The sequence below is a fragment of the Agrobacterium sp. CCNWLW155 genome (genome assembly GCF_036888815.1).
Taxonomy (GTDB): domain Bacteria; phylum Pseudomonadota; class Alphaproteobacteria; order Rhizobiales; family Rhizobiaceae; genus Agrobacterium; species Agrobacterium radiobacter.
On sequence record NZ_JBAKFW010000018.1, the window covers coordinates 31,186 to 45,149 of the forward strand.

Sequence of the window (13,964 nt, forward strand, 5' to 3'; positions counted from 1 at the left end):
AGGTGTCCAAACCTGTCGATCACGGCCTTTCGGCCGATGTGCGCTCGACCGTCGATGCGGCTCTGGAGGCCCTGCCCACCACGTCCTTCATGGCCGTCGTCGGCGGCCAGATCCTCTATAGCTACGGTGATATTTCTGAGGTGAGCTATCTCGCCTCGACCCGCAAGAGCATCCTTTCGATGCTGATGGGCAAGGCGGTTGTCGACGGAAAGATCGATCTCGATCTGACCATGGCAGACCTCGGCATCGATGAGGATCACGGCCTGCTGCCTATTGAAAAGACGGCGAGACTGCGCGATCTTCTGATCAGCAGTTCCGGCGTTTACCATCGGCCGGGAAGCCCCGGTAGCAATACCAAGAACATTCCCGAGCGCGGCTCCAAGAAACCCGGCACCTATTTTCATTATAACAATTGGGATTTCAATGTGCTCGGGGCCGCTTTCGAACAGCTGACCGGCCGCAGTGTCTTTAAGGCGTTCGAGGAAGATTTCGCAGGGCCGATGGAAATGCAGGATTTCGATCCTGGCCGTCAGCGGATGATGGGTTACGAGGGAGCGTCACGATACCTTGCCTATCACTTTTTCCTGTCCGGGCGTGACATGGCGCGGCTGGGGCTTGCGATGGTCCGGCACGGTCGTTGGGCCGACAAGCAGGTGATGCCGACCGGATGGGTTGCAGAAAGCACGAAAATCCGCGTTCCCGCGCAAAGCATGAACGAGAGTGAAAAGTCCCGGATTGCCGGTTACAGCTATCTCTGGTGGATTCCTCTCGTGACGGATGAGACGCCGGAATGGCAGGGCGCCTGTGTTGCTGCCGGCCACTTTGGGCAGTTCATCCTGTGCCTGCCTGCGCTCGACATGGTTTTTGTCAACAGAAGAGCAATCCCGGATGACCTGGCCATCGCCCGCAACGACGGCAGCTTCAAGGAAGAATTGCCGGCGGTGACCATGGAAAATTTCCTTGGCGTCGCCGATCATTTCATCCGGGCGAAACTGGCCGTCGAGCGATCGATGGCGTAAGGCGGCTCACCGTTCAGGCCGGATCTTGGGTGAAACAGTCTAAAATCTGTTCCCGCAGCCACTGACTTGCCGGATCGCGTACCTTTTCGGCAAGCCAGATCATGCTTGTTGACTGTTTTTCTTCGGCAAAGGGAGATTCCAAGAGCAGGAGTTCGTGCGAACGTTCGAAGAGTTTCGCAACGCTTTCGGGCATGATCGCCACAAGATCGCTGCGGGCGATGATCGCCACTGCGGCAGAAAAATGCGGCACGACGGCAACCACTCTTCGCTCAAGCCCCATAGCGTCCAGCCGCTCGTCGATCCAGCCACGACGGCTCGGCGCGGAGGTGACCTTGACGTGTCCAAGCGACAGCAGCGCATCCAGCGTCAGCGGGTCGCGGGCCGCCGGATTGGTGGCCGACATGATGCAAACGCGCCTTTCTGTAAAGAGTGAGGTGCAGCGGTAACGGGCTGGAAAATTGTCCGCCGTCATCACGGCGACATCAATTGTGCCCTCGTCGAGATGCTCCTGTACGACGGGGAGAAAGTTTCGATTATTGGCCACGCCCGTGCGCGGCATGTGAATGACCTCCAGTACACAATGCTTAGCCCGTGCTTGCACACGTTCAATGAGCCGCGGCATCAGAACAACGGAGAAATAGTCGTTCATTCCGATCCTGAAGGCGCGGTGAGATGTTTCCGGTTCGAATTTGAGATGTGACAGCATCACGGATTCGGTATCTTCGATGATACGCCGTACTGCTGGGAAAATCTCGGCGCAGAACCGGGTCATCACGAAACCGCCCGACGTCTTCCGGAACAATTCATCACCGGTGATGGCCCGAACGCGCTTTAGCGCATGGCTCATGGCGGGTTGGGACAGACCGATATACTCCCCGGCTGCCGTCATGTTGCCTTTGACCACGAGGGCGTAAATGACCTTGAGTAGATTGAGATCGATGGATCCCAATGAAAATCGCTGCATGCGAAACCTGCCTTAGCCTTCAAAACGTGTATGAACACAATGGCATGGACTGCCCCTACCGAAAATAGGCGGCAGTCCTTCGCTTGCGGTCTCAGGTACTGGCTGCCACCACGGCTTCTGCAATTTTCAGGAACTCTCCGGCAGTGACTTTCGCCGGCTCATAGGTGGTCTTTCCGAGATTTCGGGCAATTGCAAATTCGTCGGTAACGGCGCGCCGATGGACGATGACCGTATCTATAGCCGGCAGGCATAACACGAACTGCCCAAAGTTGCCGTTCATGAGGTAGGCCCCTTTGAAGGCGGGGGCGCTGGACGTCGGTATCCACCAGAGATAACCATAACCCAGACCTTCCTTGCTTTTTGTCTGCTCAGGCGTAAAGCGTACTTTTATGCTTTCGGCGATCCAGGTCTCCGGAACGATCACCTTACCTTCCCATTTTCCGCCCTGAAGCATGAGTTGTCCCAGCCGGGCCATGTCACGTGCCGACAGGAAAAGGTGGTAGGCGAGATAACGCGATTGATTTTCGTATCCCATCATCCTCTGGCGGCTGAAGTCGAAATCTTCAAACCCGAGTGGCTCGGCCAGGTCCTCCTGCAGGGCTTGGAAAACGCTCTTGCCCGTGCGCTTCTCGAAAATAGCACCCAGAACGTTGAAATCCCAGTTATTGTAAAGGAAGACCGACCCGGGTTCTGTCTTTCCACGCTCTGGCGTGTTGTCATTGCCACCAGGGCTACCGGCAGCATGATAGACCCCAGAGCTGGAGGTCAGCAGGTCCTTGACTTTGGCGGTCTTCTCGATCGGCAACAGTCCGTCATCCTCTTCGATGCCAATCTCGCCGATAGACATATCGAGGTCGATCTTGCCTTCGGCCACATATTTCCCGAAGAGCATCGACAGCACGCTTTTCCGGGCCGAGGCGAGGTAGCTCACATCGGACAGGTTCCCGTATTTGTAGACGATCTCGCCATTTCTCACGACCATCATCGAGGTGGTGGCCATTGGATAGAGTTGCGCCTCCATATCCGCCAGCTTTGCCGGAGACCAGCGGGCTGACGGAGTGTCCATTACCGTCTTCCATAGTTTGCCGGTTGTTTTCTGGTGCGCGTGCGAGGGGGCGTCTGTTGCGGAGGCGCTTGCCGCAGCAAGTCCTGCCAGTGCAAGGGTCGAGCCTGCAAGAACAGAGCGACGTGACAGGTTGATACCGATGGCCATAATTGCCCTCCCGATAGATGTTGATTGTTTTTGAGGCCGAAGGCGGACCCTACTCGGTCGCGCAGGTGAAGCTCGAAGCCAGCACCACATCGCCTTCGCCCTTATATTTCGGCCAACTCGGATATTCGCAAAGCGGTCTCGTTCGTCCCTTGGTGGCGGATTTCGTCGCATCCACCACGACCGGGCCGGAAGGCGGCACAGCATTTTCCACCCAGTTGTCAAGCGCCGTCAGATTGTCCCAGGTCGGAGAGAAGCGACCGCTGCCATGCGCAAGGCCGGGAACAAGGTAAAAACGAAGGAACTTTTGGGCTTTTTCGCGCCCCATCGTGGCTATGATGCTCTCATAGAGCCGGGCATTGCCGAGCGGGCTCACGCTTGGGTCGTCATTGCCCTGCAGCCATATGATCTTGCCGCCACGAGCACTGAAAGCGGTCCAGTCGGTGCGGGTCGCGCCGATCACCTCTGACAATTCGACGATCCGGCCCTTGAAACGACCTGGATTACGGATGTCGAAAGACAAAAGATCAAATGACTGATCGCGTGCAACGAAATTCTGCAAAAATTCAAAGGATCGGCTGGAATGATGTGCATTCGGCCCTGAGACGGGTGGAGTGCGAAGGTTTGGCTCCGATCCCACCTGCATCATAATTCCCTCAAGGCTGTTATAGCCGGGATAGGTGTCGATGCCGTTTGCGAGCTTGTATGGCAGCGTGTATCCGTCGTGATAGATCGCAAGCGTTTGCTCAATTTGCGCTTTGGTCAGGCACTCGTGGGAACTTCCTGCGCTTTCGGCCTTGCAGGAGAGGCTTTCCACCAGCGCGTTGGATCGAGCGCGGCATCCATCCATGTTGCTGATCAATCCGTCTTCGGCCCCGTCCAGCCCATCGCAGGATTTGATTGCTTCCCTGGCGATCTTTTCAACAAGTGCGGGCGGTATCCAGCCGGCCGAATTGTCGTCATAGACTGAACGGGCAAGTCCTGCTCCCCAGAGCCTCAGACCGACGAAGTTGGCGGTGGGGTAATTTGTGAGAATACCATCATAGGCTTCCGGCCAGCGCGACGCTGCTGTCAATCCTTCGCGGCCGCCGGTCGAGCCGCCCTGAAAATAAACGCGTTTTATCGGCTGGTCATATCGTTCAGCAACGAGGACCCTGGCCACATCAAGCGTTTTCTTGATGTGCATATATCCGTAATTGAGCATTGCTTCGTCGTTGCGGGCAAAGGAAGTATCATCTGCATTGGGGGCTTGATGTCCTGAATCGCTTCCGAATGTCACATAACCCCGGGCGAGGGGGGTGGGCACGGTATCCAGTCCCAATGTCGTCTTCTCGGATGTTGGCGGCAGGGAACCATTGTAACCGCCGCCGCCATACTGGAGCATCTTGCCGTTCCACGCACTTGGCAGGTTGACCTGCCAGATAATCCTGGGCGCATTCTGATCGACCGGTCTGGTTTCCCCGACCACCTTGCAATATTCGCCGCTTTGATTTCCGGGATCGGCAGCGCCGACTAATGTCGCGGACAAAACCCTGGCGCCGGTGGTGGGGAGGGTTATGGCGGAAAAGGCAATTTCCTTGTTGGCCATGCCTGAGCAGAGCGCTTGCGCCTCCTGCGGTGCCGCAATTGCCGGCGATAATAAAGTATAGACAAGCGGGATCGACATCACTCCGCGTGACGCAGCCCAAAGCAGAGATGACATGATTTCCTCCCGGCCGGCCACTCCTATGTCCGGCAGCATTTTTCCTTGCTCAAACTAGCTATAAGAACTTCATAATGTGAAATGCAAATAATGGACGGATTATTGCGATGTGCACATGAGTTCCGCGGTTTTGTAAGCTGAGTGGGACGGGGCTGGCGATTGCCGCCATTGCGTGGAAAAAGAATATCCCACTTCCCAGCTTTGGTCCGCTCGGAGAAGTCAGCTCTGGCATGTCTTCGCCTTCCTGTTCGGCAGCGCCGCCGCCCTCGACGTGCTGGTCCACCAGACCTTCGTCGCGGAGCTGGTCGGCTCGGCCGTTTCGCGCGTCGCGATCGCCACTGTTGGCACCACATGGGCTTTCTCGCCAATGGCGCATCCTTCCTGGTTTCTCTGATGCTGCTGCGGCCGAACATGCGGGCGCCCCGCGGCAAGGGCAACTTCGTCGAAGACCTGCACTATGTCCGCGGCCGCCCCGATCTTGTCGCGATCCTGTTCATGCTGTTCTTCATCGGCACCTTCGACCTGAACTTTCCGATCTTCGTCTCGAAGATGGGCGTGCGCATCTTCCATGCAGATGCTGCCGGCTACGGCCTGCTGTCATCGATCACGCGGTCGGGACAATCACCGGCCCATTCCTGAATGCCGGTTGCGACTGCATCGAATTCCGCAATCTGGTCGTCAGCACCACGGTATTTGGCCTCGGCTGCGCATTGGCAGCACACGCGCCCGGCTACTGGCTCTTCGCGGCAGCGCTTGTCGTTACTGGCGTTGCCACACTCTCCTTCACCAACGCCACCAACAGCCTGCAGATCTGTACGACGAGACCGTCGCGGCGATTGCATAGCTGCGTTGCACAATAAATGTTTTCCTGTTGGTCAAAATTCAGGCATAACGCCTTCAGCTGATGCACATGACGGTCACCTCCCAGTTCCGTTGCAGCAGCTGTTCCCCTCTGGAGGTTTTAGATCTCCACACTTCATGGGCCGCGGTTTCCGCAGGCCCATTTTTTTATTCTTCGTTGGCCTCGTCCGACGATTCCGAGGGGTTTATGCCGAGGCGGCTTTTGCGCAGGCCCCGCCGCTCGGCAGCTTGAAGTGCGATTATATCAAGGTACCGTTCGCGCATGGCCCTTATGTCGATATCTCCCCGGATCCATTCCTCCAGCAGGGCAACGAAAGCGGGATCCTTGTCGATCGGCATACCACGCGCCGCCGCGCGATCAATCGCACGCTGCGCGTTGGCTCTGCGGGTTTCGGGGTCTGTGCTCATACTGCCTCGCCTGACATTTAGAATGACGGGAAAATCTAACAGGGGGTAATCCAGATCGCGACTTGAAATTGCTCTTCGTCAACAATATCTGTGCGTCACTTCCCGATGAGACGATGTTCTGCTGGCTGCAATCGCATCGGCGTTTGATGTTGTCCCGGGATCCAAAAGAAGGCGCTCCCCTCGCGGGTCGAGCGCCTTTTTTATTTCGGAGGCGACCGTAAACATGGTCCTGCACCTTGACCGAAGCCGCTTTGCAGACGAGACCTCAATCAAAACACTCCGTGGAAAAACATGCCTTTTTTTCTCGTAACGCAGACATCGCTGGTCGAAGCTCAGGATGAGCGAGAGGCCGCTCAAACGGGGGTCGACCGTCTCCGCTCCGGAACACAGGTCACCGTTTCGGTTAAATCCGATGAAACGACGATCACGCACATCGTTGTCCCTGCCATCGTCGAAGAGCCCCTTCCGATCCCACCCTCTGAACGCATCAATCCCTCGCGTGCTGGTGTTGCTGTCCCGGAAGCTGCCTTTGCCACACCGGGAAACAGAAAACTCATCTTGAAGCGTATGATGGTTGACGCGCTAGCCCTTCTGGGGCGCCGAACCTAGTCCCGTCCTCCAAGCATCGCGGCCGCCAGCATCTATCGTCTTCGATCGTCGGCTCGAATTGAACAGTGAGGATTGAAAAAGAAAAGCGGGCAGGATGAACCCGTCGCAGACCGGGCCTCCTGCCGACGCTGTTGCTCAACCTCCGCCTGCGTCATCCCGGCTCAGCGATTTCAGCCGCGGCGATGTTGAGCCCGGAAAGCCAAACAGCCGATTTATGTCCGGAATTTGATGTCATGCGCTCCGCATTCGTCAAGCTGCAGCCTTTACCACGCAACTGGAAGGACGCGCATCCGACCTCATCGCGACGACGACCTGCGCAACCTCCATCATAGTCCGATCCTTTCGCCATTACCCTTCCTTTGTCTCATCGTCGTCGAGATCGATGAAAAGCTCGTCGAAAGCTCTCGGAGCCTCGATCGAATGTCTTGGAGCGGGTATGTCATCGACCGGTAGGCGCACGCTTTCCATGCGCGATTTCGGGATCAGCGCAGAGACGAGATCAAGCGTATCGCAGAGTTCGGCAAACAGAGTCAGACGGTCCCTGCCCAAACGATTGTTGGCAAGGTCACGTTCCAGTTCCGATATGCGGGCACGATTTCGGCCAAGTTGCTCGGCGAGTGTCGGTTGGCTCAGGTCACGCTTTTTGCGGGCTGCGAGCAGTTGTTCGCCCAATGACTGAAAAACGGTAGTGGTCTTGCGGCGCGTGATGTCTATATCCACTGACTAGCCAACCGACCGCTTGTGGACACACGTGGTTCCCACTCGTGTAATTTTTTCCGGATGACGAAGTGCGTTTTACCGATAAGGTCAGCCTGTTACCACTTCATGCGCAAGCCCACTTGTACCTTGACGGAATAACTGTCGCCAAAGTCATTCAGGCTGGTCTGGACAAGACCTTCACCATAGATCGAGTACTTATCGTCATCCCAGCTATAAGTTCCCCCGAGCCCCACGCCGCCCCAGACACGATCATTGCGGCTGGCGAAGCTCATGCCCTGGACATCGACCCTCGCCCCTTCAAGGAACTCATAGTAGAGATTGCCAATGCCGTACACATGGGAGCGGTTGAGCAAGCCCTTGTCATTCTGCCACGCGCTTTCATGGTCAAGGGTCACACCGAGACGGCCTCGCAGGCTTTCTCCACGGTTGAGGCTGACACGGGCGCCGAATGCATCGGTAAACGCATCGAAATCGACATTGGAATACACTAGTTGGGCTTGCGGTGTGACTGACCAGGCTGGATCGACGGCCATGCGCTTGCCGCCTTCTACCGACAGCGTATAGCCAAACCCGTCATTGTCGTCGCTGAGGTTCTTATGGGCAAGGACAGAGTCGAGATCGCTCGTATACCAGGTCATCTGGCCCAGACCGTCTAGGTAGAAGCCATTCTCGCCATACCAGGTCAATGTACCGCCAAGACCGTAACCGTCCGTGGCGATCTCACCATCGCCGTAAACAGAATTGATATCGGTTTTGCCATGGGCGTAATGGATTGTGAACCCGCCAATGAGTTTGCCGCTTTCCGTTTCCGTCAACAGCCCATCAATGCCGGCCTGAAGCTTCAAGACATTCTGATCGTAATCGGTGCCACCTGAGGTCGAAAAACGCGGTTCGATGCTGTTATGCGCACCTTCGATGCGGCCCCACAAACCGCTTTCTTCGATTGCAGCGCTTGCGTCTTCCGAAGCGGCATAAGATGTGCGTTTAGAAGCGCCATTGCCGGCCCAAAAACGGTTACCGACACGTTGCTGCAACGTTGGCACGCCATTCAAACCCAGCAATGCCTGGGGATATGCCTCATAGGTCGACACACCAGCCTGGTAAAGCGGGGAGGTCGGTGCCGTCGGCGTTGTCGGATTGGTCAATTGCGAACGCAAATACCAGTTACCATCATTCGGCGTCGATGCGCCCCCCTGATAGAGTTGATAGGCGTAGGCACCCGCTACGACCGCCTGCCTGTCGCCAATCATGTAATCGCCAATGAGCGAAAAAGAACCGCTGGAAGCACCGTTCACCTCGATGATACGGATACCTTCGCTGGTCTGCGCACCCGTCCCACCGAAATTGTTGACGCCGACATTTGTCGTGCCAGAAGTGTCGCCATTGACGATGACCATATCCGTCTTGGAGCTGTCGTCACCAAGAGCAACATCGAACAGCATCTGTCCGCCATTGCCGTTATAATTTCCACCGATGATGATAACATCGCCGACAGCATCATCTACCGTGGTGATGGTTCCGGCATTGGCCGCATCGCCGCTGAACGAATAGACCCCGGTTCCGCCGCCCGTTCCGACGAAAGTGGACGTTGAATCAATCGTCATATTGCCGTCGAAGGCGAGCGACGCCATGCCGTCAAGTGTAGAACCGCTGCTCAGGAACACACCGGTCGTTGCTTCATCCGGCTCGCCGACATGCCATGCGCCGTCGTCGATAGACAGATTGGCGCCATCCAAATTGACAACTTCCCAATTGACGATCTTGCCGCCATTCGTCGTCGCCGTCACATCCCTGAGCGTAAGCGTATCGATCATGCCATCGGCAATCGAGGTATCTTCGCCGCCGTCAAGCACCTGTGAACCATCATAGGTCGATGCTCTCACCACTGCCACATCGGAACCGTCCTGACCGTAGAAGCCGCCAGCCAGTCCGCCGGCCGTCCAAATGAACGTATCGTTGCCTTCATGGTTGGCAATACCGTCGCCGCTTCGAGCGTCGTCTCTGTCGTCACCGTAAATATTGCCGGCATAGGTTCCACCAGATAGACTGACGGTGTCATCACCGAGGCCAAGGATCGCATCACCGGTTACGGTGCCAGCGCTGTTAACTGCGACATCGCCCCCGATTGTGTCCGAAGCAATCGGGTTACCCCCGACACCGCCGTCACGAATGGCAATTCCGGACGTTGCCGTGACCGTTGCGGAAGATGCAATATCGACGGTCGAGCCGTTCGCTGCAATCGTTTGGATACCCGCGCCCGCGCCGCCACTCACCGTGCCACCTACGCTGACCAACGAGACGCCCGCACCCCTATTCCAAGCCAGAATGCCGGTTTTTCCAGCAATAGAACCCGCCGTCTGTCTTACAGTTAGATCGGTGGCACTGCTGCTATTACGCGAATAGACACCGTAGTCACCGGAAGCGATCACATCGCCGGACAATGAAACCGTTGTTGAACCGATACCCGCATTGTCTGCGAAAACGCCATAGGTGCCGCCTTTGACCGTTCCTACCGTCTGGTTTACAACGATGTCCTGCGCTGTGCCCGCGTTGTAAGCGTAAAGTCCAGCGCGTTCGATTGCCGTGACATCGCCGGAACTGATGATCGTCGTTGAGCCGCTACCCTGATTGTTGGCATACATGGCATACCAATTGCCCGAGATCGATCCTGCGGTCTGGGTGAGAGTGATATCCGCCCCGGATATGGAATTGTAGGCATAGATACCATAGGTGTCGTTATTAGCCGCGCCAGTCTGGGTCTGGTTGATAATCCCGGCCGTCGTGATCGACACAGCGCCGGCAGCCCAATTATCGGCGCGGATGCCATGCGTATAACCGGTTATCGTGCTGCCGGCTGCCTGGGTAATCGTGATGTCTGTCGCGTTAGCGAAATTTTGCGCCCATATACCGTTTTCGGTTGCACCGTTCACATCACCGGCGACAACGATTGTGGTCGTCCCAATTCCATAGTGTGTCGTAAAAATTCCGTTGCTCGCGCCAGAAATCACACCGCCCGTTTGGTTAACAGTCAGGTCGGTTGCGCTGCCGTCGTTGGTAACATTGATACCGTCACCAGTTGTCCCGGTCACCGTGCCCGAGGATGTGACTGTTGTGGAACCTGTACCGGTATTGCTAACATAGATACCATCGGCACCGGTGATGCTACCGTTCGAGGTAATTGCAACCGCGCCTGAAAGATCATTGATCGCCAAAATGCCCTGCCCACCAGAGGACATGATAGAAGAGGCATTTACGTCCGTTATGATGATCCCGCCGAGGGTATCGACACGTATGGCCTCAACAGCGGTGGACAAACCAAATCCGGGCTGCGTGACAATTGTTACAGGAGCAGGGGACAAAATAGCCACCGATGCATCGCTAGCGGTGCCTGAAGCAGCACCGGAACAACTCCAGGTTCCAGGACCTGAGGGATCGCAGCTACCTGCCAACGATGGCGAAGACCAAAGGAGCAAGGATACAAATGCTGCTGCAACCGACAAAGTCGTAAACGACAGCACCAAACCTGCTTCACAAGGCGCTACGCCGCCGGCGATCCCCTTATGCTTCCCCACCCGGCCACCGCGGATGAGCGTGCTACGTCGTCTCAGGTTTTCGTCAGAATTATTGAAGGAATTCTCAACCCCGTTAGATGGTTGATTCACTAAAAATGCTGCAGGCGCGATCATTCAAGCCCCCCGTTTTGCTTCACATTTCCTCCCGAGTGAGGTTGAAGAACGCTTTTGGTGGAACCATCTTCCCCGAATCAGTTTCGCCCAATGGTTGTTTCCAATGATTGAGTTCTATATATTACTAAAATATAATCAATGGTGAGTTTGAGGTTGTGTAATTGCTAAAAGACTTGAAAACGACGCAGCTGAAACGCCAAGTGGGGCTCGCGTCCTTGCATCGAGCTACCTAGCGTACCTGCATCAATATGCGGCCAGCAGCCAAGCAGGTGGGCATAATGCTAGATTGCCGGCACTGCCTGCAGCGTTCTTGAAAAAGGTGCCCCGGTGCCAAGCGGGAGAAGACAAGAAGGATCCTGCATAGGCCATGTCGGGGAACCAGCAGTTGGAAAATTCGTTAGCGTCGAAGCCCCTGTGCCGACATATCAGGAATTTCGCAATGCCAAGGCACTTTATTCCACGTGCGCGACATGGAGGGACTCTCCATGGACACGGAAGGGACCATCCTTTTGACGGATGAGCACGCGAGGTGCGAAGCTGTTCAGGCTTCGAAGGAAATGTTAGCCGAGAAAATTCTCAAAGACGAAATTCTGGACGGCAGTGCGTTTGAAGTGGTGCTGGGCAGCCGCTACTGCGACACCGACCGGTTGGCGGACTTTGCCTGGAAAAACTTCTCCGCTACACCACTCGGCTGGCCCCGTGTTCAGGCGATCGTCGATTTCGTCCATTCCCGTATTGTCTTCAACTACGAGAAAGCCGATCCGCTGAGGACGGCTTTCGGCGGGTTCAATGACAGGACTGGCGTCTGCCGCGATTTCGCGCATCTTGCCATCACCCTCTGCCGCTGCATGAATATCCCGACCCCTATTGCACCGGTTATCTCGGTGATATCGGCGTGCCCAAAGACCCCAACCCGATGGATTTCAGCGCCTGGTGCGAAGTCTATTTCAGCGGCCGCTGGTATACGGTCGATGCCCGTCACAACACGCCCCGCATCGGACGCATATTGATGGCGACAGGACGTGATGCCACAGACGTCGACTTGTCTACTGCTTTCGGGCCGGCAGTCATGAAACGGTTCGAGGTCGCTACAGAGGAGCTCACCGGATGACGACGGTTTAGCGTTGGCTTCGTAACTGGACAGCGCTATCATCGGACGGACAACCCTGCAGGCGGTCGCGTGGAAGCGAGAGGCGGGGTCAAGCCCAAAAAAGGCAGACATGTCTATTCAACGCACGAGCTTCTACGTCCTGCTGGCCTTTGTGACAGTCGCGTTCCTTTGGCTTGTCCTGCCCTATTATGGTGCCGTTCTTTGGGCGGTGATTCTTGCAACGATCTTCTTTCCCGTCCATCGGCGCCTTGAGCGCACTTTGAACGGCCGTGGCGGCATAGCCGCCCTCCTGACAGTGCTGTTATGCATCTGCCTGGTCATCCTGCCCGCAATGCTCATTCTGGGATCTCTCATTCGGGAAGGAACAAGCCTTTACCAAAGGATAAGCAGCAACGAAATTGATCTCAGCGCATATCTCGTTCGCATCCAGGACGCGCTCCCGCAATTTGCCGACAACTGGTTGAACTCTGTAAAGCTTGGCGGTTTTGCTGAACTGCGTGAGAAGTTATTTACGGGTTTCATGCAAACCGGGCAATCCATTGTGGGCAGCGTTATCAACTTCGGCCAGAATACGCTGAAATTGTTCATTAACTTCGGCATTATGCTTTATCTTCTCTTCTTCCTATTCAGAGATGGCGCGCAAATCGGCGAGACCGTTCGCAGCGCTATACCCCTGAGCGACGACTACACCCGTCAATTTGTTGAGAATTTCTCTGCCGTTGTGCGTGCCACTATCAAAGGCAACGTCATTATCGCGCTCATTCAAGGCACCGTCGGTGGCATCGCATTCTGGGCTCTTGGCATAGAGGCCGCCCTGTTGTGGGGCGTGATGATGACTTTCCTCTCGATGCTCCCGGCCATCGGGACTGCGTTTGTGTGGGTTCCTGCCGCGATTTGGCTTTTTCTCACGGGCGCCTGGGTGAAGGGGCTGATCCTTGTTCTCGTTGGTGTGCTTATCATTGGATTGATCGACAATCTTTTGCGCCCGCAGCTGATCGGCAAGGAAACGCGGTTGCCGGATTATCTGATCTTGATCTCGACGGTCGGTGGTATCTCGCTGATCGGGATCAACGGTTTTGTTGTGGGCCCACTGATTGCCGCGCTATTTATTGCAGCCTGGTCGCTTTTCGTACAGCAGCAGAACGCCAGGAAGCCCGAGTCTACGGATTCAAACGCTGTCTGACGCTTTGAAAAGGTCTCCTCACCGCAGTCCCACGCAGACCGAATGCCCCCACGCAGAATGGTGATCCTGCGCTCGTCGGCCGGTACGGACATCTGGTCTTCTATCAGGTTGTGGTGCCGCGAACAAAGTCGAATTTCGCTGCGTGTGACAGTGATCGAAAGCTTCCCGACGGTGAATTGCCCGGCGCCAGTCTCTCGTCTTAACCACAGGCCCAGCCCCAAGGCTTCCACAGAGGCTTTCCGGCCTTGTAATTGAGAAATAACGCACGACATATGCTGACAGGGACAGCTCGTTTCACGGGCGCTGCCGCCGAGGGGTTTTCCCCTGCCCCAACAAAGGAGGACGGCGTGTCTCCCAGTCCGTCACCGGAATACTCCGACCCCGTCCACATAGCGATGTTCAGAGATATCTTGAGAGCCGCAGGCTTTAGAGGAGTTGCGGTTGAGGTCAGTTCGGACGCCAAACGCCAAGCCATGGTCTTCCTGATTTCG

At 56.1% G+C, this 13,964-nt stretch carries 10 protein-coding genes and 1 pseudogene; 5 read left to right on the forward strand and 6 right to left on the reverse strand.

All coding sequences use genetic code 11. The features are described 5' to 3' along the window. Positions 1-2 precede the first annotated feature (2 nt). Positions 3-1,019 carry a serine hydrolase domain-containing protein gene (locus V6S97_RS26545; protein ID WP_334428079.1) on the forward strand — a complete coding sequence of 339 codons (1,017 nt, stop codon included), beginning with the start codon at positions 3-5 and terminating at the stop codon, positions 1,017-1,019. A 13-nt stretch (positions 1,020-1,032) separates the two neighbouring features. On the opposite strand, the gene V6S97_RS26550 is transcribed toward V6S97_RS26545, so the two are convergent. The 3 genes from V6S97_RS26550 to V6S97_RS26560 form a co-directional block, all read right to left on the reverse strand. After that, positions 1,033-1,983, reverse strand: coding sequence for a LysR family transcriptional regulator (locus V6S97_RS26550; protein ID WP_060726601.1), 951 nt, complete (start codon positions 1,981-1,983; stop codon positions 1,033-1,035). A gap of 91 nt (positions 1,984-2,074) precedes the next feature. Continuing rightward, complete coding sequence (locus tag V6S97_RS26555) at positions 2,075-3,196, reverse strand: serine hydrolase domain-containing protein (RefSeq protein WP_129567095.1); 1,122 nt, start codon at positions 3,194-3,196, stop codon at positions 2,075-2,077. Between the two features lie 49 nt (positions 3,197-3,245). After that, complete coding sequence (locus V6S97_RS26560; protein ID WP_334428080.1) at positions 3,246-4,895, reverse strand: tannase/feruloyl esterase family alpha/beta hydrolase; 1,650 nt, start codon at positions 4,893-4,895, stop codon at positions 3,246-3,248. Positions 4,896-5,067: 172 nt separating this feature from the next. Between V6S97_RS26560 and V6S97_RS26565 the strand changes: the two genes are divergently transcribed. Together V6S97_RS26565 and V6S97_RS26570 are read left to right on the forward strand one after the other, a co-directional pair. Further along, on the forward strand, positions 5,068-5,289 hold the full coding sequence (locus V6S97_RS26565; protein ID WP_060726603.1) for a hypothetical protein: 222 nt from the start codon (positions 5,068-5,070) through the stop codon (positions 5,287-5,289). Positions 5,290-5,306: 17 nt separating this feature from the next. Next, positions 5,307-5,534, forward strand: coding sequence for a hypothetical protein (locus tag V6S97_RS26570; protein WP_334428081.1), 228 nt, complete (start codon positions 5,307-5,309; stop codon positions 5,532-5,534). Positions 5,535-5,903: 369 nt separating this feature from the next. Here the strand turns inward: V6S97_RS26570 and V6S97_RS26575 are convergent, their stop codons facing one another. From V6S97_RS26575 to V6S97_RS26585, 3 genes are all read right to left on the reverse strand, one after another. Beyond that, complete coding sequence (locus tag V6S97_RS26575) at positions 5,904-6,164, reverse strand: hypothetical protein (protein WP_060726605.1); 261 nt, start codon at positions 6,162-6,164, stop codon at positions 5,904-5,906. Between the two features lie 957 nt (positions 6,165-7,121). Continuing rightward, positions 7,122-7,493 (reverse strand): helix-turn-helix domain-containing protein, encoded by a 372-nt coding sequence (locus tag V6S97_RS26580; RefSeq protein ID WP_236731820.1) that lies wholly within the window; start codon positions 7,491-7,493, stop codon positions 7,122-7,124. 95 nt (positions 7,494-7,588) lie between these two features. Beyond that, the gene (locus V6S97_RS26585) at positions 7,589-11,179 is read right to left on the reverse strand and encodes an autotransporter outer membrane beta-barrel domain-containing protein (protein ID WP_334428082.1); all 3,591 of its coding nucleotides are present in this window, start codon (positions 11,177-11,179) and stop codon (positions 7,589-7,591) included. Positions 11,180-11,694: 515 nt separating this feature from the next. On the opposite strand from V6S97_RS26585, the pseudogene V6S97_RS26590 reads away from it, so the two are divergent. Together V6S97_RS26590 and V6S97_RS26595 are read left to right on the forward strand one after the other, a co-directional pair. Next, positions 11,695-12,290 (forward strand): annotated as a pseudogene (locus tag V6S97_RS26590) (transglutaminase-like domain-containing protein); the annotation flags it as partial. A 109-nt stretch (positions 12,291-12,399) separates the two neighbouring features. Then, entirely contained in the window at positions 12,400-13,473 is a 1,074-nt protein-coding gene (locus V6S97_RS26595; RefSeq protein WP_060726608.1) for an AI-2E family transporter, read from the forward strand. Positions 13,474-13,964 lie beyond the last annotated feature (491 nt).